This window comes from Mesorhizobium sp. INR15, from assembly GCF_015500075.1.
Classification (GTDB): Bacteria; Pseudomonadota; Alphaproteobacteria; order Rhizobiales; family Rhizobiaceae; genus Mesorhizobium.
In genome coordinates, this window is sequence record NZ_CP045496.1 from 5850610 (window position 1) to 5873540 (window position 22931).

A 22931-nucleotide genomic window follows, 5' to 3' on the forward strand; every position below is an offset into this window, starting at 1 on the left:
CGCGGCGTTCTAACATTTTTTGACCAGCGCGTTCCATGCGCCAGCAAGGATCACTCGGCTGCCAGAGCCAGTTGAGGCCGCTTGTTGCTGTCGGGCTGCTCCAACTCGGACGTTTGCTCCGCCGCGCCGCGTTTCTTCGGCTCGCGGCCGAAGAACAAGGCATAGCCCGCCGGCAACACCAGGATGGTCAGCACAGTGGCGACGAGAATGCCGCCCATCATGGCGTAGGCGAGCGGGCCCCAGAAAACGGCGCGCGAGATCGGGATCAGCGCGAGCACCGCCGTCAGCGCCGTCAGCGTGATCGGCCGGAAACGGCGCACAGCCGAGCCGATGATGGCTTCGTAGCGATCCATGCCGGCCGCGATATCCTGATCGATCTGATCGACCAGGATGATCGAGTTGCGCATGATGATGCCGAGCAGCGCGATGACGCCGAGGATGGCGACAAAGCCGAACGGGGCGCCGCTGATCAAAAGGGCCGCCGCCGCACCGATGATGCCCAGCGGCCCGGTCGCCAGAACCAGCATCGCCTTGCCGAAATTCTGCAGCTGGATCATCAAAAGCACGACGATGATGGCCAGCATGATCGGCGCCTTGGCGGCGATCGAAGCCTGGCTTTCGGCCGAATCCTCGGCGCCGCCCTGGATCTCGATCTTGTAGCCGGGCGCCAGGCCGTCACGCAGGCCCTGCATATCCTTGTACATCTTGGTGACGACATCGTTCGACTGCACGCCGTCGGGCAGCGTTGCCCGCACGCTGATGGTCGGCAGACGGTCGCGCCGCCATTCGATGCCTTGCTCCAGCACCGGCACGACCTTGGCGATCTGTGACAACGGCACGAAGCCGCCGAAATCCGTCGGGATATAGACGGAGTCGACCGAGGACAGCAGCTTGCGGTTTGCATCCGGCTCGCGGGCAACGATGGAAACCGTTTCCTCGCCATCGCGGAAGTCGTCGAGCGGCGCGCCGGACATGGTCGCTTGCAGCATCTGACGGATGCGCTGCGAGGTGACACCGAGCGCACGGGCACGATCCTGGTCGATGACCAGCTTCATCGCCGGCACCGGCTCCAGCCAGTCGTCATGCACCGCGCCAAGCAGCGGGTCTTCGCGGAATTCCGCCTTCACCTGGTCGGCGATGCGGCGCACCTCCTGGCGATCCGGACCCATGACGCGCATCTGCACTGGCCAGCCGGTCGGCGGCCCCAGGAAGAGGCGGTCGACCTTGCCGCGGATCGACGGGAAATCCTCGGCCAGAACCGCGCGGAGCTTGATGATTAATCGCTCGCGGGCCGGCTCGTCATTGGCCATGACAAGCAACTGGGCGAAATTCGGATTGCGCAGTTGCTGGTCGAGCGGCAGGAAGAAGCGCGGCGCGCCTTCGCCGATGTAGGTGGCGATGAAGCGCTTGTCCTTGTCGTCCATCATCTTGGCTTCAAGCGCCTTGGCCTGGGCCTCGACTTCCTTGATGCTGGTGCCTTCCGGCAACCAGAGGTCGACCAGGATTTCCGGCCGCGACGATTGCGGGAAGAAATTCTGCGGGATGAACTGGAACGCCCACAGGCTGGTGGCGAAGGTGCCCAGCGTCATCGCCAGGACGATGATGCGATGGCGCACGGCCCAGCTGACCGTGGCGCGGAGGCGACGGTAGAAACCGGTGTCGAAAACATCGTGATGGCTGCCGGCATGGTTGCGCTGCTTGAGGATCATGTTGCCCAGCCATGGCGTGAAATAGACCGCCACGAACCAGGACACGATGAGCGCGATGCCGACGACATAGAACAGGGTGCGCACATATTCACCGGCGGTCGAAGCGGCGAAGCCGACCGGGATGAAGCCGGCCGTGGTGATGAGCGTTCCGGTCAGCATCGGGAAGGCGGTCGAGGAATAGGCGAAGCTCGCCGCCTCGATCTTGACCAGACCCTCCTCCAGCTTGCGCTCCATCATTTCGACGACGATCATCGCATCGTCGACGAGCAGGCCGAGGGCGATAATCAGCGCGCCGAGCGAGATGCGCTGGAGGTCGATGCCGAGCTCGTACATGATGGCGAAGGTGGCGGCCAGGACCAGCGGAATGGCGATGGCGATGACCAGGCCCGAACGCCAGCCGATCGACAGGAACGAAACGACAAGCACGATCAGCAAGGCCTCGCCGAGCGCATGCATGAATTCGGAGACCGCATCCGTGACAACGCCCGGCTGGTCGGAAATCTGGTCGACCGAAACACCATAGGGCAGCGCCTCCTCGAAGCGCTTGTAGGTTGCCTCGACGTCCTTGCCGACATCGGTCACCTTGAAGCCCTTGGCCATGACGACGCCGAGTTGCACGCTGTCATGACCGTTGAAGCGGTATTTGCGCTGGAAGGGATCTTCCAGGCCCGACGTCACCGTGGCGATATCGCCGAGCCGGGTGACCTGGCCTCCGGCGCGCAGGCGCAGGTTCCTGATATCCTCGACCTTGCTGACATCGCCTTCGACCGAGATGCGCACCGAGTTGGTGCCGGTATCGACGGAGCCCGCCGGATCGACATTGTTCTGGCCCTTGATCGCATTCTGCAGATCGGGAAGCGTCAGGCCGCGTTCGGCCAGCGCCTTGGACGAGACGTCGATATAGAGCTTTTCCGGTTGATCGCCGATGATCACGGCCTTTTCGACGCCGGGCGTCGTCAGCAGCATGTCACGCGCCTGGGTGGCGAATTTCTTCAGCTCGGGATAGCTGAAGCCATCGCCGCTGATCGAGTGCAAGGTGATGAACGTGTCGCCGAACTCGTCGTTGAAATAGGGGCCAAGCAGGCCTTTGGGCAGATCGCCGGATATATCACCGACCTTCTTGCGCACCTGGTAGAAAGCGTCCGCGACCTCGGCGGCGTTGGTGTCGCCCTTGATCTGGACGGTGATGATGGCGCTGCCAGCGCGGGTGAAGGAGCGCACAAAGTCGAGATGTGGCGTTTCCTGCAGCTTGCGCTCGATCTTGTTGACGACCTGATCTTCCATCTCCTTGATCGAGGAGCCCGGCCAGATCGCCTGGACAACCATGACCCGGAAGGTGAAATCGGGGTCTTCCTTCTGGCCCATGCGCATCAGGCCGAGTGCGCCTGAAATGATGATCAGGCCAAACAGGAACCGGGCGATGCTCGGGTGGCCGATGGCCCAGCGCGAAAGATTGAAGGGCCGCTTCTCGTCCGTGGAATTGGTCATCGATGCTGGTCCATTTGTTGATCGTCGGCGCGCCGGAGCCAGTCCAGGCGCGGATCATGCTTCAGGTCCGGTAGTGGCTTCCGGGCGGCAAGGCTCTCCAAGCAGAGAAACCCTCATCGCGGTGGGACGCGAAAATCGATGTAGGGGGTCACATCAATCGAGCGTCTCTGATCGGGCGCCTGCCGCCCGGAAACCAGCGGCTGCGGGAACGCGCAGCCGTTGTCTGTTGTCAGCGCACCTGTTTGGCGTCGCTGCCCTCATCCGCCGCGGAGGCGGATTGCTGCACCGTGTCGCCGGCGAGCTTCACTTTCAGATTCTCTGTCATGAACTGCGTGCCCGCTGCGACGACAACGTCGCCGGGCTTCAGCCCTTCGGCGACACGAACGCCATCCGCGGCGAACGCGGCGACCTTGACCGATCGGGCATGTACGGTGTCGGCGCCACGGTCTACCGTCCAGACGATCGACTGGCTGTCTTTCTGCGCCAGCGCGCTCAGCGGGATCGACACCAGCTGCCGCTCATTGGCGGCCGAGGCTTCAATGTTGGCGGTCATGCCGAGAAGCACGCGCGGGTCGTTTGGCAGGCTGACGCGAACCGCAAAGGTGCGCGACTGCGGATCGGCGCTACCGGCGACTTCGCGGACCTTGCCGTCGAGCGCCAATCCGGCATCCGACCAGAAGCCAGCCTTGACGTCCTTGCCCGGCTTGAATTCAGCAATCTCCATTTCGGGGACGGCGATCAGCACTTCCTTTTCGCCGTCGACGGCAACGGTAACAACCGGCGTGCCGGAGCCGACGACCTGACCGACATCAGCGCTGACAGCGGTGACGATGCCGTTCCGGTCGGCCTTGAGATCGGTATAGAGAACCTGGTTCCTGGCCTGAGCGAGGGTCGAGCGGGCGGCGTCGCGGCTGGCAACAGCCTGATCGTAGGTCAGCGTCGCCTGTTCGAGCTGCGACTTCGGCGCGAAATTCTTGGCGAACAGCTGTTCGGCGCGGCGACGCGAAAGCTCAACGGTCTCGACCTGGCGTTCGGCGGCGTCGAGGCTCGCCTGGGCGCTCTTGACGGAGAGATCGTAGTCGGCGGGATCGACACGGGCGAGTACATCGCCCGGCGCCACATGCTGGCCAATGTCGACAAGCCTTTCGGTGATCTTGCCGCTGATGCGGAAGCCGAGGCTGCTCTCGGTGCGGGCCCGCACCGAGCCAGAATAGGAGAGCGTGCGGGTATCATGCGACTGCGCGATCTCGACGACCTTGACCGGACGGATGATGTCCTTGACCTCGGCTTTCTCCTGCGAGCAGCCGGCGAGCACGGCGACGCCAACGATCAGGCCGGCAACCGGCAGCCTGCGAATGATTGAACTGGACAAAGACACCTTGGCACTCCCGAAATGGAGACGAACTGTCGATACTGGCGCCCTGCGGGCGGCAGCTATTTCTTCAGGGCCTTGATCGCATAGTCGATAAGGTCGTCGGGCATCGCCCGATTGGTCTTGGCAAGGCACTGCGCCACCATCTGCGGATGGCACAGGATCACGGTGGCAGCGCCGAAACAGCGCGACGCGGTGACCGGATCCTGGTCAACAAACTCACCCGCAGCGATGCCGTCACGGATCACATCCGCGAACAGGTCATGGATGCTGTCGACATGCTTGTCGATGACGCTCCAGTCGCGCTCGAGGGCGACGATGACCATTTCGTGGACCTTCTGCTCGTCGAGCATAACCTCCATCGTCATCTTGTACTGCGCATGCACATATTTCCGCAGCCGCTCCTCGGCGCTGATCGGCAGGCGGGAAATCTCGTAGGCCATCTTGTAGCTGGCGCCGAGCATCCGGCCACAGACAGCCTGGTGGATTTCAACCTTGGAGGCGAAGAAACGATAGATGTTGGCTGGAGACATGCCGAGTTCGCGGGCGATGTCGGCAACATTGGTCTTGCCATAGCCGTAGTGCCGGAACAGGCGCTCGGCGCAGTCGAGAATGCGCGTCACATTCTCCTGCTTGGCGGGGTCTGCCACGATGTTGGCGGCTTCAGACATGATCTCTTTCGATTTACGAATGACGAATTTCTATTTTCGTCAGTCGTAAATCGAAAGATGAGGTATGTCAACGCGAATTCGATGTACGCGTACGCTTGGTGACAGATGGTGACACTGCAGGACGCGACCGATCGATCCGCCGGCTCTATGGACAGGTGGGGAGACGGACGGGCGCCTTCAAGCGGCTTTGGCCATTTCCCGCAGCCGGAATTTCTGGATCTTTCCCGTCGAGGTTTTCGGAATCTCGGCGAAGATCACGGCCTTTGGCACCTTGAAGCGGGCAAGCAGCGCGCGGCAATGCTCGATGATCTCGGCTTCGGTCGCCGCCTTGCCGGGCTTCAGTTCGACATAGGCGACCGGCACCTCTCCCCATTTGTCGTCAGGTCTGGCGACAACACCGCAAGACGCAACGGCGGAGTGTTTGTAGAGCGCATCCTCGACTTCGATCGAAGAGATGTTCTCGCCGCCCGACATGATGATGTCCTTGGAGCGGTCCTTGAGCTGGATGTAGCCGTCGGGGTGCATGACGCCGAGATCGCCCGAGTGGAACCAGCCGCCGGCGAAGGCCTCATCGCTGGCCTTCCGGTTCTTGAGATAGCCCTTCATGACGATGTTGCCGCGGAACATGACCTCGCCAATGGTTTCGCCGTCGGCAGGCGTCGCCTGCATGGTCTCGGGGTCCATCACCGTCAGGCCTTCGAGCGCGGCATAGCGGACACCTTGCCTGGCCTTCTTCGCCGATCTCGGTCCCTTCTCCAGCCTGTCCCAATCATTGTGCCATTCGTTGACCACCGCCGGGCCGTAAGTTTCGGTCAGGCCGTAGAGATGGGTGACGGCAAAGCCGGCATCGGCCATGCCCGACAATACGGCTTCCGGCGGCGGGGCCGCGGCAGTGTTGAAAGTGACGGTCTGCGGGAACTCCCGCTTGTCTTCGTCCTTGGCGTTGATCAGCACAGACATCACGACCGGCGCGCCGCAGAGATGGGTGACGCCAAGATCAGCGATGGCGTCATAGATCGGCTTCGGCCGCACCCAGCGCAGGCAGACATGGGTGCCGGCCTGCACAGCCAGCGTCCAAGGAAAGCACCAGCCATTGCAGTGGAACATCGGCAGCGTCCAGAGATAGACCGCGTGCTTGGCCATCCCCGCGTGGATGGTGTTGGTGTAAGCCATCAGCGCCGCGCCACGATGGTGGTAGACAACGCCCTTCGGATTGCCTGTCGTGCCGGATGTGTAGTTGAGCGAAATCGCGTCCCACTCGTCGTCGGGCATTGCCCAGGCGAAGTCTTCGTCGCCTTCAGCGACAAACGCTTCATAGTCCGACGTGCCGATGCGCTCGCCCTTGGGATAGGGCGCGTCGGCGGCATAGTCCGGATCGTCATAGTCGATGACGAGCGGCTTCACCTTGGCCAGCGCCAGCGCCTGGCTGACGACGCTGGAGAATTCCCGATCGACGATGAGCACCTTGGTTTCGGCATGGTCGAGCTGGAAGGCAATGACCGCCGCGTCGAGGCGGGTGTTGAGCGAATGCAGCACGGCCTTGGTCATCGGCACGCCGAAATGCGCCTCCAGCATCGGCGGCGTGTTGGACAGCATGGCGGTGACGGTATCGCCCTTGCCGATGCCTTGCTTGTGCAGGGCCGAGGCCAGTTTCAGCGAGCGCCGCCAGAAATCGCGGTAGCTGATGCGCTGGCGGCCATGGATGATGGCGATATGGTCAGGATAGGTCTTTGCCGCGCGCTCGAGATATGTGAGCGGCGTCAGCGGCTGATGGTTGGCGGCGTTCTTGCCGAGATCCTGCTCATAGGCATTGCTCATCGCGTTCTCCCCAATCCCTGTCGAGACGTTCTAACCACAGGCTCGCGGCGGCGTCATCCCCCTTGAACGGCCAACGCGCCCGTGAACCGCGAGATTGGTTGCCTTCAGTTAGTTTGACTTTTGTCGAAGGCCGTGAATAATGTCAGCCGAGGAGATGGCATGGCAATTCGACCGGCAGAACAGCTGATTCACAAGGCCGCCTGGCTCTACTATGCCCATGGCCTGCGGCAGGACCAGGTTGCAAGCCAGCTTAACATTTCCCGTGCCTCCGTCGCCATGTATCTGCGCAAGGCGCGTGAGACCGGCATCGTCAACATCTCGACCTCAACCCAGCTCTTCACCGACGACATCCTGGCGCGCAAGCTTGAGGATGCCTTGAAGCTCGACGCGGTCTGGATCGCGCCGGAAAATGATCATATCGCCGACCCCTCGACGGAAATCGCCGTGCTGGCGGCCAGCGTCTTTCTCGAGCTGGTCAAGAAGGGCGACCGCATCGGCGTTGCCTGGGGGCGGACCGTCTACACGATCGCCGACATCATGTCCTATGCCGACCTGCAGGATGTCACCGTGGTGCAGCTCTGCGGCAACCTGGGAGCGCCCTACTCCTACCGGCCCGACCAATGCACGATGGAAATCGCCCGGCGGCTCAATGCCAAGGGCCTGAACTTCTACGCGCCGCTGGTGCTGTCGACGGAAGATCTCGCCCGCGCCCTGCGCGACGAGCCGGTGATCCGTGAACAATTGTCGGGGATCGGCGAATGCGACCTGGCGCTCTACTCGGTCGGCGCGGTCGATGCCGACAGCCATCTGGTCAAGTGCGGCGCACTCACTCCGGACGAAATGGCCGAATTGCGCAAGACAGGTGCTGCCGGTGTCATCGCCGGGCAGATCATCGACGCTGACGGCAAGGCGCTCGACTGCAGCTACAACCGCCGGGTTATCTCGGCTGAACTGGCGTCGCTGCGCGCCATCGCCAAGCGGCTGATGGTGGTGCAGGAGGACAGCAAGTTCGAGCCGCTGCTGGCAGCCGTGGCAGGCGGACTTTGCACGCATCTGGTGGTTGGCGCGCGCATGGCGCAGCGGCTGCTGGATCACGCCTCGGCATCGCCAGAAAAGGTCTCCTAGAAAACACAAACCTTCGCCGCCGGCGCATTGTCATCAAAGCGTCGCGGCATTCCTGTTTCACCATCAAAGACAACAAACGGACGAAGCGAACATGAAGAACCTGTGGAACGACGACGCAGCCGAGAAACTCGTTGCCGACTATGCGAAAAAGGGTGTCGGCCGCGACCTGGCGCTGCGCGTCTACACAACGCGGCTGCTGGGCGGCGAGCCACGGCTGGTGCTGCATGGCGGCGGCAACACGTCTTGCAAGACAACCGCGACCGATCTCGTCGGCGACCAATGGGACGTGCTCTGCGTCAAGGGCAGCGGCTGGGACATGGGTGTCATCGAGCCGCAAGGCCTGCCGGCGGTCAAACTCGCCCCGCTGCTGAAAGCGCGCGCGCTGCACAAGCTCGCCGATGAAGACATGGTCGCCCTGCAGCGGGTGAACCTCATCGACCCGTCGTCACCGAACCCTTCGGTTGAAACGCTGCTGCATGCATTCCTGCCGCACAAATTCGTCGACCACACCCATTCGACCGCCATTCTTGCCATCGTCGATCAGAAGGACAGCGAGGCTCTGATCAAGACGGTGTTCGGCTCCAAGATGGGCTACGTGCCCTACATCATGCCCGGCTTCGACCTCGCCAAGGCGGCTGCTGACATCTTCGACACCGATCCCGATGTCGAGGGCCTGATCCTCGACAAGCATGGCATCTTCACCTTCGGCAACGATGCCAGGCAGGCCTATGACCGGATGATCCACTATGTGAACGTCGCCGAGGATTACGTCGCCAAGCACGGCAAGCCACAGGCGCCGAAGGCTGCCTTGCCGGCTAAGCTCGCGGCGCCGGCGGCCATTGCGCCGATGCTGCGTGGCGCGGTGGCGGTTTCGCGCGGCGAAGGCCGCTTCGACCGCATGATCAGCGATTTCCGCACCTCCGATGCGATTGTCGATTTCATCAATTCCTCCAGGATTGCCGACTATGCCGGACGTGGCGTGTCGACACCCGACCTGTCGATCCGCATCAAGACCGGCCCCATGGCATTGCCGGCACCCGATGCCGACACGATCGGCGGCTACAAAGCCGTCATCCAGAGCCATGTCGATACATTCGCCCAGGACTACCGCGCCTATTTCGAGACCAATGACGCGCTCGACGACGTCAAGCGCACGATGCTCGACCAGATGCCTCGCCTGACGCTGGTGCCGGGCCTCGGCATGTTCGGCCATGGCCGAACGTTGAAAGATGCCAGGATCGCGTCGGACGTCGGCGAAATGTGGATCGAGGCGGTGCGTGGCGCCGAAGCGGTCGGCCATTTCCATCCGCTGTCCAAGGCCGACCTGTTCCCGCTCGAATACTGGTCGCTGGAACAGGCCAAGCTCGCCTCCAACAAGCCCAAGCCGCTGACCGGCCAGGTGGTGCTGATCACCGGCGGCGCCGGTGCGATCGGCGCGGCGACGGCAAAACTATTCGCCGACAACGGCGCCCATGCTGTCGTTGTCGATCTCGATGCCGAAAAGGCCGTGGAGGCCGCGAAGAAGGCCGGCAACAATTCGATCGGCATTGGCGCTGATATCACCGATCCGGACCAGGTGCGTTTCGCCTTCGACAAGGCGGTCGCTGTGTTCGGCGGTGTCGATATCCTGGTTTCCAACGCAGGTGCTGCCTGGGAAGGCCGGATCGGCGAGATCGACGACGCGCTGCTGCGCAAGAGCTTCGAGCTCAACTTCTTCGCGCACCAGTCGGTGGCGCAGAACGCCGTGCGCGTCATGCTCGAACAGGGCACCGGCGGCGTGCTCCTGTTCAACACCTCCAAGCAGGCGGTCAATCCTGGTCCGAAGTTCGGCGCCTATGGCGTGCCGAAGGCGGCGACGCTATTCCTGTCCAGGCAATATGCGCTCGACTACGGCGCGCATGGCATCCGCTCCAACGCCGTCAACGCCGACCGCATCCGCTCGGGCCTATTGACCGACGCCATGATCGCCAGCCGCTCAGGCGCGCGCGGCCTCTCGGAGAAGGACTACATGTCCGGCAACCTGCTTGGTCAGGAAGTGACGGCGCAGGACGTGGCGCAGGCCTTCCTGCATCACGCACTGGCCGATCGCACCACCGCCGATGTGACGACCGTCGATGGCGGCAACATCGCGGCGGCTCTGCGCTAGTCATGCCTGCGGAAGGCTCCGACAGGAAAGCGCCTGACAGTCTTGACATCAGGGTGGTCACGCCGACCCACCTGCCGGCACTTGTCGCTCTCTACCAGCACCTCAATCCCGGCGACGCCTCCGTGTCGCCGGAAGACGCTGAAGCCATTCTTGAGCGCTTCGCCGCCTATCCTGGCAGCGTCGTGCTGGGCGGCTGGCATGACGGCGAACTCGTGGCGTCCTGCACGCTTGTCGTCATTCCCAACCTCACCCGGGGCGGCATGCCCTACGCGCTGATCGAGAATGTCGTGACCGCAGCGTCCCGCCGCAAAAATGGCTTCGGCCGCGCACTGCTTGAGCGGGCGGTTTCGATTGCCTGGGAGCAGGGCAGCTACAAGGTGATGCTTTTGACCAGCTCCACAGACCCGGCAACACTGGCGTTCTATCGAGGCGCGGGCTTCGAGCAGAACAAGACCGGCTTTCAGGTCAGGCGCTTGCCGGTTAGACCCTGATATTATCCCTCTCGCAAAAAAGTCTCGTTCTCGCAGCACGTCAACACGTGAATCCTAACAAATATTGTTAGTTCTTATGAGGCATGATATATTGCCGGCATGAAAGCCGAACCAATGCGCACCCTCACCATCTCCCTGACACCGCAGCAGGCTGCTCGCCTGCGAAGCGCGGTCGAAGGTGGTGGATATGCCTCCAACAGCGAGATTGTCCGCGACGCCTTGCGGCTCTGGGAGCAACGCGAAGAGTTGCGCGCGCTGGAGCTCGAACACCTGAAGCGGGCCTATGCTGACGGCATGGCCAGTGGCAAGCCGGTGGAAATCGAACCTGCCGAGTTCCTGCGCGGTCTAAAGGCAGAACGCCGCGCCCGTGGCTAGATACCGGCTCACACCGCGTGCCTCGCAGGATTTGCGAGATATCTGGCACACAATAGCAATCGACAATGAAAGGGCAGCGGACAAGCTGCTAATGCGCATTTTTGATAAGCTTGAGTTGGCGACTCAGCACCCCAGGATGGGCACGGCCCGGCCGGAATTGAGCGCGACGGCTCGCGTACTTATCGAAGGTCGTTATATCGTCATCTACGAAGCAATACCGGATGGCATTCTAGTCGTAGCAATTGTCCACGGGATGCGTGATCCGGAACACTGGTTGTAGCCGAAAGGCTGGACATGGATATGAAAAGGGCGGCTCGTGGCCGCCCTTTCGCTTTTTGTCAGACTAGCGCTTACTTGGCGTTGGGGTTCGGCATCCAGGCCGGCATCGCGACATCAGCGTGGGCGAACTGCGGCAGCTTGGCCGACAGGTCTTCCATATTCTTGATGTCCTTGTCGATGAGGTCCTTCTGGGTGATCAGCGTCGGCGGCACGACGACGTTGTGGCCGGGATCTTCGCCCGCCAGCAGCTGCGCCAGCGCACGTACCGAGACCTGGCCGACGACGGCAGGGTTGGTCGCCGCGGTTGCTGCCCAGGCGCTGTCAGGCTCACGCATCGCGGCAATATCCGACGTCGAGATATCGGCCGAATAGATCTTGATGCCCTTGTTCAAGCCGGCTTCGTCGACGGCGATCTTCACGCCCTTGGCGAACTCGTCGTAAGGCGCGAACATGACCTTGATGTCGGGATGTGCCGACAGCACCGAACGTGCCTGGTTGGCAACGGAGTTGGCAATTGGATTGTCGAGCGTGCCGAACATCGCGACTTCCTTGATGCCGGCATACTTCTTCTTCACGTCCACCCAGGTCTCGTTGCGGCGATCGAGCGGCGCGATGCCGGCGACATAGACATAGCCGGCATTCCAGCTTTCGCCGTTGTCCTTGACCGCCTGCTCAAGCGCGAGGCGGGCGAGATCCTTGTCAGACTGTTCGACCTGCGGGATCTTGGGGTTCTCGACATTGACGTCGAAGGCGACGACCTTGATGCCGGCGTCGACCGCGCGCTGGGCCGCGTCCTTCATCGATTCCGTCAGGCCGTGCTGGATGATGATGCCCTGCACGCCAAGTGCAATGGCCTGATCAACCATGTCCGACTGAAGGGCTGCATCCTGGCGGCTGTCGAGCACGCGCAGATCGATGCCGAGCGCCTTCGACTGAGCCTCGACGCCGGAGAGGTAGGCCTGGAAGAAGTCGCCGGTCGAGAGATAGCGGACCAGAGCGATCTTGACGCCGGGCTTGTCGAACGGCGCCGGCTTGTCGGCGGCGAGCGCCGGAAACTGCATCAGCATTGTCGCGCCGGCCAATCCGAGCGCGATCTTCCCCAAAACCCGTCTTGTGATGTTCATGTTTTTTCCTCCACTGTTGAACTCGAATATGACTTGTCGAAAAACTATCTCCTGCCCCTGCCGGAAAGGGCGAAGGTGAAGACAAGGGCGACCACCAGAACCACGCCCTTGACGAAATCCTGCGTGTAGTAAGGCGCGTTCATCATGGTGAGACCCTGCAGCAGGATCCCGACGAACAGCGCACCGACTGCCGTGCCGAAGGCGTTCGGTTTGGCAGCCCCGAGAACCGCGTAACCGATAAGCGCCGCGGCAACCGCGTCGAGCAGCAGATTATTACCCGAGGCGATGTCGCCGCGTCCAAGCCGGGCCGCCAGCAAAATGCCGCCGATCGAGGCAAAAACTCCTGAAATGACATAGGCCCAGATTTTGTATGCCTTGACAGGCGCACCGGCGAGTTCGGCGGCCCGTTCGTTGCTGCCGACGGCATACATCATGCGGCCGAAGCGGGTGTATTCGAGGAAGAACCAGATCACGATCGCCAGCACCAGCAGGACCACGACCGAGACCGGAATGAGGTTCGGGATGAAGAAATCGAAACGGTGGCGGCCAAGCGCCAGGAAGGCATCGCTGAACTTGCCGTTTGCAACCGAACCATCCGGCATGGTCATGCCGGTGGCGATCGACCTGCCCTCCGTCGGAATGCGCTGCAGGCCGACCAGCAGGAACATCATGCCAAGCGTCGCCAGGAGATCAGGCACGCGCATATAGACGATCAGCCAGCCATTGATCAGGCCGACAATGGCGCCGATGAGCAGGCAGACGACGACCGCGACAAGGGCGTTCTGTTCCAGCACCACCATGACATAGGCGGCAGCCATCATGGCACTGGTGGCGACCGAGCCGATCGACAGGTCAAAGCCGCCGACAACCAGCGTGGCGGTGACGCCAAGCGCCAGCACGCCGGTGATGGCGACCGACTGGAAGATGAAGACGGCACTTTGCGGCGAGACGAAACCATCGGCGGCGATCGCGAAATAGGCGATCAGCCCGAACAACAGGACGATGAAACCGTAGCGGATGGCGTGGTCACGCACCGTCATTCAGCGCTCCCGCGCGGCGCTGCCGTCTTTACCCAACTCGAACCCATACTCTCTCCATTTCAATTTCATCACTCACGCCGCACTGTGCAGCGGGCCGCCCGCCACTTCGGCCAGCAGGCGATCCAGATCGATGTCGGCATTGCGGTGTTCGCCGACGATGGTCTGCTCGGACATGACCAGGATGCGATCGGCCGTCTCGAGCGCCTCGTCGAGTTCGGTGACGAACAGCAGCGTCGCACGTCCATTGGCGCTCGCCCGAAGCTTGGCTGCGATGTCGCGCCTGGCCGAGATATCAACGCCCTGAAACGGCTCGTCCAGAATGAACAGTCTTGCGTTCTGCGCCATCCAACGGGCGACCATCACCTTCTGCTGGTTGCCGCCTGAAAGTGCCGACATCTCGTCCTTCTCGGAACGGCAGACGATGCCAAGCTCCTCGATCTGCCGGCGCGCCGTGGCACGTTCGACGCGGCGCTTGAGGACCGTCAAATTCGACATCCGCTTGAGGAACGGCAGGCTGACATTTTCCTGGATGTTGAAGCCGCCAACGATGCCGCTGGTGGCGCGGTCCTTGGCGACGAGAAACACGCCGGCGGCAATCGCATCGCCGGCCGATTTTGGCGCGTAGGGCTCGCCATTCATGGTCATGGTGCCGGACAGCGGCTTGCGCACGCCGAACAGCGTTTCGGCCAGCGCCGTCTTGCCGACGCCGACTAGGCCGGTGATGGCAACCACTTCGCCATCGCCGAGTGTCAGCGAAATCGGCCTGGCGCCGTGGGCGATACGCAACCCGTCCACCTTGAGGACAGCGTTGGCCGAGTCCCTGACGACAATCTGGTCGAGATGGATCTTGCGGCCGAGCATGGCGTTGACCGCGCCTTCATAGTCGAGCGGCTTCGTGTCGAAAGCGCCTGAAATAACCCCGTCGCGCATCGAGACGATGCGGTCGGCGAGCCGCCTGATGTCAGACATCCGGTGCGAGATGTAGAGGATCGCCACACCCTGTTCGCGCAGCCGGTCGAGCAGGGCGAAAAGCCGATCGGCCTCGGCACTGGACAGCGAGGAGGTCGGCTCGTCGAGAATAAGCACTTTCGGCTGATGCGCCATGGCCCGCGCGATCGCCACCATCTGGCGGTCGGCGAGCGACAGGTCGGTGATCCGCGCCTTCAGGTCTATGGCCAGCCCCATGCGGTCAGCAACGGCCTTGGCCTCGCGGCGCACGCGGCCTGGATTGAAAAACAGCGGCGCGCCGCCACCGCACAACCGGTCCAGCGTCAGGTTGGTGGCGACATCGAGATCGGCGACAACGCCGTCATTGATGTTCTGATGCACGGTGACAACGCCGGCACGGATCGCCTCCGCCGGTGTTTTCGGGGCGAATTCGCGGTCCGCGAGGGCCATCGTGCCACCGCCGCGCTCGTAGACGCCCGAGATGATCTTGACCAGGGTGGATTTGCCAGCGCCATTGGCGCCCATCAGCACGGTTACTTCACAGGCATGCAGCCCCAGCGAGACGCCGCCAAGCACCTCGTTTTGGCCAAAGGACTTCCTCAGCCCGTCCACGCGGAACACGGCATTCCCGACCATGCGTTCCTCCCTGACCGCGACGCTATGGGCTGCATCGGCAATTGTCAACACGATTGACAATTGCCAGATCGCTTCCTAGCTTGGCCCGGCCGCCATGGCTCCGTTATGGTCGGAGCATGCATGCGGGAGGATGGAAATGACGCGGGCCAATTCGTTCGAAGCATTGTCGGTGGAGACGCTTGCCGCCCGCCTGGGCGACAACGAGGCGCTCAGTGCGCGCATCGGCGCTGATACGGCCCACTGGAAGGTGCGCGAAGTCGGCGACGGCAATCTGAACCTGGTGTTTATCGTCGAAGGCGCCAAGGGTGCCGCTATCGTCAAGCAGGCCCTGCCCTATGTCCGCCTGGTCGGCGACAGCTGGCCGCTGCCCCTGAAGCGCTCTTTCTTCGAATATCACGCGCTGACCCGCCAGGAGGCGAGAGCACCTGGCTCGGTTCCGGCCATCTATCACTTCGACGAGGGTCAAGCGCTGATCATCATGGAATTTCTGTCGCCGCATGTCATCTTGCGGCGCGCGCTGATCGACGGGCGGCAGTTGCCTGATATCGCCCGGGATATCGGCCTGTTCATGGCGCGCACGCTGTTTCGCGGTTCGGACCTGCACATGGCAGCCAAGGACCGCAAGGCGGACCTGGCGCTGTTCGCCGACAATGTCGAACTCTGCGACATCACCGAAAGCCTGGTGTTCTCCGACCCCTATTTCGATGCCAAGATGAACCGCCATACCAGCCCGCAGCTCGATGGCGTTGTTGCCGAATTGCGCGCCGACCGCGACCTCAAGGTCGAGGCGCAGCGCTTGAAGCATCTGTTCGCCGCCAATGCCGAGACACTTCTGCATGGCGACCTGCATTCTGGCTCGATCATGGTCACCGACGTCGAAACGCGGATGATCGACCCGGAATTCGCCTTCTATGGCCCGATGGCCTTCGACGTCGGTATGCTGCTGGCCAATTTCTGGATGTCCTTCTTCTCGCAGCGCGGTCATGAGCAGGATGGCAAGCGCGATGCCATGCGCGCGTACCTGCTTGGGGTGACCGTCGAGACCTGGAGCGTGTTTTCGCGCGGAGTTCTCGCATCTGTGGCGGACCGAGCGCACCGGCATGCTTTACCAGAAGAGCCTGTTTGAGGATCAGGGCGACAGGCTCGGCGCCGAGCAGGCGCTCGACCATGTCTTGCATTCGATCTGGACGGATCTTCTGGGCTTTGCCGGCATCGAGGTGCACAGGCGCATCCTCGGCCTCGCCCACAATGCCGATTTCGAGACCATCGCCGACGAAGATCTGCGCGCGTCCTGCGAGGCGAAGGCACTGAAATTCGGCCGCCACCTCGCCGTCAACCGGCGGCAAATCCACAGTATCGACGAGGTCAACAATCTGGCCATGTTGATTGAAAAGGAGAACAGCCTTTGAACGTCGGCGACCGCCACTATCGCACCATCTGGCTGAGCGACGACGGACGCTCGGTCGAGATCATCGACCAGCGCTGGCTGCCGCATGATTTCCGCATCGAACGGATCGGCACGGTTGACGGCATCGCCACGGCGATCCGCGACATGTGGGTGCGCGGCGCACCGCTGATCGGCGTCACCGCTGCCTATGGTGTCGCCATGCGGATGGTTGACGATCCCTCGGACGCAGCGCTCGACAGCGTCTGGGACGTTTTGCACGAGACGCGCCCAACCGCGATCAACCTGCGTTGGGCGCTGGACGAAATGCGGAAGTTCCTAAGGCCATTGCCGCCCGAGCAGCGTGCCGAGGCCGCCTATCGCCGTGCCGCCGAAATCGCCGACGAGGATGTCGGCCTCAACCGCTCGATCGGAGCCAACGGGCTGGAGATCATCAAGGCGATCGCCGCGCGCAAGCAGCCTGGCGAGCCGGTCAACATCCTGACCCATTGCAATGCCGGCTGGCTGGCGACCGTCGACTACGGCACCGCGACCGCGCCGATCTATCTCGCTGTCGAGGCCGGCATTGCCGTCCATGTCTATGTCGACGAAACGCGGCCACGCAACCAGGGCGCTCAACTGACCGCCTGGGAAATGGCTGGCCATGGCGTGCCGCACACGCTGATCGTCGACAATGCCGGCGGCCATCTGATGCAGCGCGGCGCGGTCGACATGGTCATCGTCGGCACCGACCGCACCACCGCCGACGGCGATGTCTGCAACAAGATTGGCACCTATCTCAAGGCGCTGGCCGCCGCCGACAATGACGTGCCGTTCTATGTCGCGCTGCCCTCGCCGACCATCGACTGGACGGTCCATGATGGGCTGGCCGAGATTCCGATCGAGCAGCGTTCGGCCGACGAGGTATCGCTGGTCTGGGGCAAAACCAAAACGGGCGAGATTGCCCAGGTCCGCATTTCACCCGAGGCAACGCCAGCGGCCAATCCGGCCTTCGACGTGACGCCGGCACGGCTGGTCACCGGGCTGATCACCGAGCGCGGCATCGCCAAGGCTTCGCGTGAGGGCCTGAAGGCGATGTTTCCCGAGCGTGGGTAATCTCCCCCCTCGAGGGGGAGATGTCGCCGAAGGCGACAGAGGGGGTCGGTGCGACCGGACTCGGCCTTATTGCGACAGGACAGGTTAGCACTTCACGCGAAACGACCCCCTCTGGCCTGCCGGCCATCTCCCCCCCAAGGGGGGGAGATTAGCGCTCCAACCAATTGACAACCCCACCCTCGCCCCTCCATATCTCCACCGTTAAAGTTCTCAGGGCGGGGTGAAAGTCCCCACCGGCGGTAAGGGTTTCGGCCCAAGCCCGCGAGCGCTTTCCGGTTGTCGGAAAGGTCAGCAGATCCGGTGTGATTCCGGAGCCGACGGTTAGAGTCCGGATGAAAGAGAACGAACGAAGACGGACCGCTCTTGCGGGCCGTATTTCGTATCGTGCGTCCTGATTCTGGTTCGAAACGGAAGGATGGACCCATGAATCAGCATTCCCAGAAAGACTATGAAACGACCCGTATCGCCGTTATCCGCGCGCGTTGGCACGCCGATATCGTCGACCAGTGCGTGCAAGCCTTCGAGGCGGAACTCGCCGCACTTGGGGGCAACCGCTTTGCTGTCGATATTTTCGACGTGCCTGGCGCCTATGAAATCCCGCTGCACGCCAAGATGTTGGCCGAAACCGGCCGCTATGCCGCAATCCTCGGCACGGCGTTCGTGGTCAACGGCGGTATCTATCGCCACGAATTCGTGGCTAGCGCCGTCATCGACGGCATGATGAACGTGCAGCTGTCGACCGGCGTGCCGGTGTTGTCGGCGGTGCTAACCCCGCTCAACTACCACGACAGCGCGGAGCACCACCGGTTCTTCTTCGAGCACTTCACCGTCAAGGGCAAGGAAGCGGCCAACGCCTGCATCCAGATCCTCGCCGCGCGCCAAAAAATCGCGGCCTGAGCCGGATGCGCCGGGTGGGGAACCACCCGGCGCAGCGTTGGGCCTACAGCTTCAAATCGAAGCTGAGCTTGAAGGCGTGTCCCTGGGTATCCTTGGCGATCTGGCCGGAATAGGAGGCACCGAGCGTTGCATTGGATGACAGGGAAACATCGAAGCCGGCTTCGATAGCCAGCGCATCCCTGGCGATCGGGACGCCCGAGATCGTAAACGACGAACCGGTGTTGTTGAAAGCCAGGTTGGAGACCGGAGTGACGTCATTGTAGGCGTGCTGCCAGCCCAGCATGCCGTGCACCGAGGTTCTGGTGGTGCCCGTATCGAGTTGGCTCGAGGCACGAACGCCGAATGTCGAGAAAGCATTTTCGGTCGTCATCTTCTGACCGGTCAATGCCGACGTGGTGCCGCCGGTTTCGGCAAAGCCATCGGTGCTAAAGTGGACGTAGGCAAGGTTGGCAAAGGGTTCGAAGGCATTGCGGCCGATGTCCAGCCGGTAGGCCAACTCGCCGAAAGCCTGAGCCGTCGCGGCCTTGTAGTTCGCGGAGAGCGATTCGCTGAAGGCCGGGAAGACAACATAGCGCCTGGTGTCAATGTCATGCCAGCCGTAGAACGCGCCGGTACGAAAGCCTAGTGCGCCCCATTGCGTACCGGCATAGATGCCGAGGTCATAGTTGTCGCTGGAACCGGACGAGGCGCGGTCAGCGACATCGACGCTCGAATGGCTATAGCCGCCAAGCACGCCGAGCCGCCAGCTTCCGACAGGTGCGTCGGCACCACCGACAAAGCCGACGGTCTTGCGGCCGAAGTCAGCGGCAAAACCGGAGCCGTTCACATCACCCGTCATCGCAAGCGCTTCGCTCCAGATCACGATGCCGTCGGCGTTAGCAGGTGCGGGATGAAGGCCTGTGGCGTCGATGGAGGCGGTCATGTCGGAAGACGTGGCGACCGCATCGAAGGCTGACCGGATCCTGCGGTTTGCGGCATCACGCACGAAACGGCTGTCCTCGATCAGCGCCCCATTGATATCCGCGTGAATCTCGCCGGAAAGCGCGTTTCCGAAGGGGCGCAGATATTGGTAGAAAGCGACGGTCTTGCCGTCGTTCGGCCCGTCCAGATGTTCCCGGTTGAGGACGTGCAGCTTCCAGCCGTCCTTGGTCATCTTGAAGGCAAGGCCTTCGGTTTCCTGCCCGTCCGGAGACTGAAGATTGCCCAGCTTCTCGACTTCGCCGGTCTTCAGGTTTGCCCGGTATATGCCGTTGGTTTCGTCATTCGCCGCGAAATACATCCAGCCGTCGAGCAGCTTGCCGCCCTGCGCCGCGTCGACGGTCTGCGACAGGGGGATGTATTCCTTGAAGCTCCAGTCCGAGAGATTGTAGACCGCCAGCTCCGTGGCGTTGTTGTAGGCCATGCCGTAGCCAAGGCCATTCTTGGCATCGACGGCAACCCAGCTGGCAATGTCGATGGTGCCGTGAGGCGGATTGAGTGCATAGGCCTTGCCGGTAAAGCTCAAGTCGCTCGCATTGTAGATCGCGAAAACCGGATTGTTGTATCTGAGTCCGGTGACGGGGTCCGCGACGCTTGAATCCAGCGAAATGTACAGAAGCCCGTCGGCATAATCGATGTCGCCGATATGGTTGAGGCCCGCGTCGGAGAATTGCGACGGAATCTCCAGGACATGCGGAATGCCGGGCGCCGAGACCAGGTTGCGATTGTACTTGTCGTCGGTGCGCTCGATAATGTTGGTGCCGGAAAAATACCAGTTCGTGCCGTCCGTCGTCACGCCCTGCTTCTTCGATGTCGTTGCATCGCCGGTAAAGACCGTCTTCTCGACCATGATCCATGGTTCGACGGCAAGTGCCGGCATCGACGTCATGACGACGGCGCCAGACATGAGGATGCAGGATGTTATGATTTTCGGGAGGCCAGCCAAGGCCGTTCCCTTTCGAGCGGCTTTGCTCGCGCGATCAATAATTGAAGACATTCTGTTGCGTTCCTGTTGGCGGACTGTGATCGATTGTTCGGCGCGCACGGCATCGGCCAACGACGGCGGTGCGCCGTCGGCGATGACTTGGTCCGAGATTTTTTTGGCTCTTCGGGCTATCTAGGCTGGATTCTGGCGGCCAATCCGGCCGCTTGTTTACGGTGTGCTCACTAGAGCGGCCGCGTGACAATCATGTGAATAATGGGAATAATATGAAGATTGAAATCGCCCGTTCCAGGTCATCACAAATGACGTCGCGCCTGGCGGGCTCGTCCCACACTGGGCTTCACGCTAGGCTGCTCAACGAAATCGGTCAAAGCATCGTGCGCGGCGAATTCGTCCCTGGCGACCAGTTGCCGAACGGCGATGATTGGAGCGCTTCCTATGGCGCGAGCCGCACCGGCCTGCGCGAAGTCGTCAAGGTCCTGGCGGGCAAGGGCATGGTGGAGATGCGGCCCCGGACCGGGACGCGCGTGCGCCCGCGCAAACATTGGAATTTTCTCGACCCAGACGTGCTGCAGTGGCGTTTCGGCTCGAGGACAACCGGCGAGGAAGCACGTTCCCTGTTCGAGCTGCGCCGCGCGATCGAACCGATGGCCGGTGCGCTGGCGGCCGAGCGCGCCACCCAGGAGCAGATCGCCGAATTGCGGCTCATTCTGCGCGAGATGGAACAGGCCGGCGATGACGGCGAACGCTTCGCCATACCCGACCTCGCCTTCCATCAGGCAATCCTGCATATGTCGGGGAACGAGTTGATCGGCTCGCTCGCGGCCTTGATCGAAACCGCACTGGTGATCAGCTTCCGGCTTTCGGACGACAGCCCGGCGGGGCAACGTCAATCCCTCGAACTGCACCAGCGGATCGTCGAGAGCATCGAAAAGCGCAATCCGGCCGCCACCAGCAAGGCCCTGATCGCCCTGCTCGACGCTGCGGAGGAGGACGTGCGGCTTTCTCTCGCGGCAAGGCTTGGCAGGCAGAAGTAGAACCGGCATTTCCCGCGGACTCGACCCCTCGGCCAGCATCAGTTCCCTCAGGAGAATTCTCGATTGCCGTCCTGTAACAAGAATTGCGGCCGATAGGACGTCTGGCGGTTGCGGTTCGGCTGAAATCCGGCCAGAAGCATTCGAAGGGCCGACCGGCGACCGGCTGGCCCGCGACGTTGCGGTTGAAACCAGATACGGGAGACTATTGGGTGGCTCGCATAACTCTGAGACAATTGCTGGATCACGCCGCCGAATACGGCTACGGCGTTCCCGCTTTCAACATGAACAACATGGAACAGGGCCTCGCCATCATGGAGGCCGCCGAAGAGACCAAATCACCGGTCATCCTGCAGGCGAGCCGTGGCGCCCGCGCCTATGCCAACGACGTCGTGCTGGCCAAGCTGATCGACGCGCTGGTTGAAATCCATCCCGACATTCCGGTCTGCATGCATCTGGACCATGGCAACAACGAAGCCACTTGCGTCACCGCCATCCAGTACGGCTTCACTTCTGTCATGATGGACGGATCGCTGAAAGAAGATGGCAAGACACCCGCCGACTACGCCTACAATTCCGGCATCACCCGGCGCGTCGTCGACATGGCGCATTGGGGCGGCGTGTCGGTGGAAGGCGAGATCGGCGTTCTCGGATCGCTCGAATCGGGCGGTGGCGAGCAGGAAGACGGCCATGGCGTCGAGGGCGCGATCAGCCACGACCAGCTCCTGACCGATCCGGTCCAGGCTGTGGAATTCGTCAAGGATACCCACGTCGACGCACTGGCGGTGGCCATGGGCACCAGCCACGGCGCCTACAAGTTCTCGCGCAAGCCGGACGGCGCGGTTCTGGCCATGAACGTCATCGAGGAAATCCATCGCCGCCTGCCGAACATGCATCTGGTCATGCACGGCTCGTCCTCGGTGCCGGAAGACCTGCAGGAGATCATCAACAAGTACGGCGGCCAGATGAAGCCGACCTGGGGCGTGCCGGTCGAGGAAATCCAGCGCGGCATCAAGCACGGCGTGCGCAAGATCAACATCGACACCGACAACCGCATGGCGCTGACCGGTGCGATCCGCAAGGTGCTGACCGAGAACCCGAGCGAATTCGATCCGCGCAAATACCTGACACCGGCGATGGCCGCCATGCGCAAGCTGTGCAAGGAGCGCTTCGAGCAGTTCGGCACCGCCGGCAACGCACAGAAGATCAAGCCGCTGCCGGTCGCGGAAATGGCCAAGCGCTACAAGTCGGGAAGCCTCGACCCGAAGTTCGGCTGACCTGAACGAAGCAGACTAAAAAGGGCAGGAAACCGCGACGGTTTCCTGCCCTTTTTGCTCAGGCACCTGACCTGAAACTG

At 62.2% G+C, this 22931-nt stretch carries 17 protein-coding genes, 1 pseudogene and 1 riboswitch; of the genes and pseudogenes, 10 read left to right on the forward strand and 8 right to left on the reverse strand.

Features of this window, described 5'->3' with window-relative positions; genetic code table 11:
• Positions 1 to 50 precede the first annotated feature (50 nt).
• From GA829_RS28590 to GA829_RS28605, 4 genes are all read right to left on the reverse strand, one after another.
• The gene (locus GA829_RS28590) at positions 51 to 3197 is read right to left on the reverse strand and encodes an efflux RND transporter permease subunit (RefSeq protein WP_195175907.1); all 3147 of its coding nucleotides are present in this window, start codon (positions 3195 to 3197) and stop codon (positions 51 to 53) included.
• A gap of 229 nt (positions 3198 to 3426) precedes the next feature.
• Positions 3427 to 4575 (reverse strand): efflux RND transporter periplasmic adaptor subunit, encoded by a 1149-nt coding sequence (locus tag GA829_RS28595; protein ID WP_195175908.1) that lies wholly within the window; start codon positions 4573 to 4575, stop codon positions 3427 to 3429.
• Between the two features lie 56 nt (positions 4576 to 4631).
• A complete protein-coding gene (locus GA829_RS28600) occupies positions 4632 to 5240 on the reverse strand; it encodes a TetR/AcrR family transcriptional regulator (RefSeq protein ID WP_195175909.1) in 609 nt (202 codons plus the stop codon).
• A gap of 177 nt (positions 5241 to 5417) precedes the next feature.
• A complete protein-coding gene (locus GA829_RS28605; RefSeq protein WP_195175910.1) occupies positions 5418 to 7058 on the reverse strand; it encodes an acyl-CoA synthetase in 1641 nt (546 codons plus the stop codon).
• Positions 7059 to 7217: 159 nt separating this feature from the next.
• Here GA829_RS28605 and GA829_RS28610 point away from each other — a divergent pair, with 159 nt between their 5' ends.
• The 5 genes from GA829_RS28610 to GA829_RS28630 all read left to right on the forward strand — a co-directional run bounded on the left by GA829_RS28610 (position 7218) and on the right by GA829_RS28630 (position 11475).
• Positions 7218 to 8183 (forward strand): sugar-binding transcriptional regulator, encoded by a 966-nt coding sequence (locus GA829_RS28610; RefSeq protein WP_195175911.1) that lies wholly within the window; start codon positions 7218 to 7220, stop codon positions 8181 to 8183.
• A gap of 91 nt (positions 8184 to 8274) precedes the next feature.
• Complete coding sequence (locus GA829_RS28615; RefSeq protein WP_195175912.1) at positions 8275 to 10329, forward strand: bifunctional aldolase/short-chain dehydrogenase; 2055 nt, start codon at positions 8275 to 8277, stop codon at positions 10327 to 10329.
• A gap of 2 nt (positions 10330 to 10331) precedes the next feature.
• Positions 10332 to 10820, forward strand: a complete 489-nt coding sequence (locus tag GA829_RS28620) for a GNAT family N-acetyltransferase (protein WP_195175913.1) — start codon at positions 10332 to 10334, stop codon at positions 10818 to 10820.
• 114 nt (positions 10821 to 10934) lie between these two features.
• Positions 10935 to 11195: a type II toxin-antitoxin system ParD family antitoxin gene (locus GA829_RS28625; protein ID WP_374940437.1), complete on the forward strand. Its 261-nt coding sequence runs from the start codon at positions 10935 to 10937 to the stop codon at positions 11193 to 11195.
• Positions 11188 to 11475: a type II toxin-antitoxin system RelE/ParE family toxin gene (locus tag GA829_RS28630; protein ID WP_195175915.1), complete on the forward strand. Its 288-nt coding sequence runs from the start codon at positions 11188 to 11190 to the stop codon at positions 11473 to 11475. The genes GA829_RS28625 and GA829_RS28630 overlap by 8 nt, the downstream gene beginning before the upstream one ends.
• Before the next feature lie 70 nt (positions 11476 to 11545).
• On the opposite strand, the gene GA829_RS28635 is transcribed toward GA829_RS28630, so the two are convergent.
• From GA829_RS28635 to GA829_RS28645, 3 genes are all read right to left on the reverse strand, one after another.
• Positions 11546 to 12598, reverse strand: a complete 1053-nt coding sequence (locus tag GA829_RS28635; protein WP_195175916.1) for a substrate-binding domain-containing protein — start codon at positions 12596 to 12598, stop codon at positions 11546 to 11548.
• A gap of 44 nt (positions 12599 to 12642) precedes the next feature.
• Positions 12643 to 13638: an ABC transporter permease gene (locus tag GA829_RS28640; RefSeq protein ID WP_195175917.1), complete on the reverse strand. Its 996-nt coding sequence runs from the start codon at positions 13636 to 13638 to the stop codon at positions 12643 to 12645.
• A 72-nt stretch (positions 13639 to 13710) separates the two neighbouring features.
• The gene (locus tag GA829_RS28645; RefSeq protein ID WP_195175918.1) at positions 13711 to 15222 is read right to left on the reverse strand and encodes a sugar ABC transporter ATP-binding protein; all 1512 of its coding nucleotides are present in this window, start codon (positions 15220 to 15222) and stop codon (positions 13711 to 13713) included.
• A 136-nt stretch (positions 15223 to 15358) separates the two neighbouring features.
• Here GA829_RS28645 and mtnK point away from each other — a divergent pair.
• From mtnK to GA829_RS28660, 3 genes and pseudogenes are all read left to right on the forward strand, one after another.
• Positions 15359 to 16631: pseudogene (mtnK, locus tag GA829_RS28650) on the forward strand (S-methyl-5-thioribose kinase).
• Positions 16628 to 17722, forward strand: a complete 1095-nt coding sequence (gene mtnA, locus GA829_RS28655) for an S-methyl-5-thioribose-1-phosphate isomerase (RefSeq protein ID WP_195175919.1) — start codon at positions 16628 to 16630, stop codon at positions 17720 to 17722. The pseudogene mtnK and the gene mtnA overlap by 4 nt, the downstream one beginning before the upstream one ends.
• Positions 17723 to 17924: 202 nt before the next feature.
• A riboswitch (FMN riboswitch) is annotated at positions 17925 to 18070 on the forward strand.
• Positions 18071 to 18145: 75 nt separating this feature from the next.
• Positions 18146 to 18619, forward strand: coding sequence for a 6,7-dimethyl-8-ribityllumazine synthase (locus GA829_RS28660; RefSeq protein WP_195175920.1), 474 nt, complete (start codon positions 18146 to 18148; stop codon positions 18617 to 18619).
• Between the two features lie 43 nt (positions 18620 to 18662).
• Here GA829_RS28660 and GA829_RS28665 read toward each other — a convergent pair whose 3' ends face one another.
• Positions 18663 to 20486, reverse strand: coding sequence for an autotransporter outer membrane beta-barrel domain-containing protein (locus GA829_RS28665; RefSeq protein WP_195175921.1), 1824 nt, complete (start codon positions 20484 to 20486; stop codon positions 18663 to 18665).
• A 356-nt stretch (positions 20487 to 20842) separates the two neighbouring features.
• Between GA829_RS28665 and GA829_RS28670 the strand changes: the two genes are divergently transcribed.
• Positions 20843 to 21577 (forward strand): FadR/GntR family transcriptional regulator, encoded by a 735-nt coding sequence (locus GA829_RS28670; RefSeq protein ID WP_258052000.1) that lies wholly within the window; start codon positions 20843 to 20845, stop codon positions 21575 to 21577.
• 209 nt (positions 21578 to 21786) lie between these two features.
• The gene (gene fba / locus GA829_RS28675) at positions 21787 to 22851 is read left to right on the forward strand and encodes a class II fructose-bisphosphate aldolase (RefSeq protein ID WP_023729260.1); all 1065 of its coding nucleotides are present in this window, start codon (positions 21787 to 21789) and stop codon (positions 22849 to 22851) included.
• The last annotated feature ends 80 nt before the right edge of the window (positions 22852 to 22931 follow it).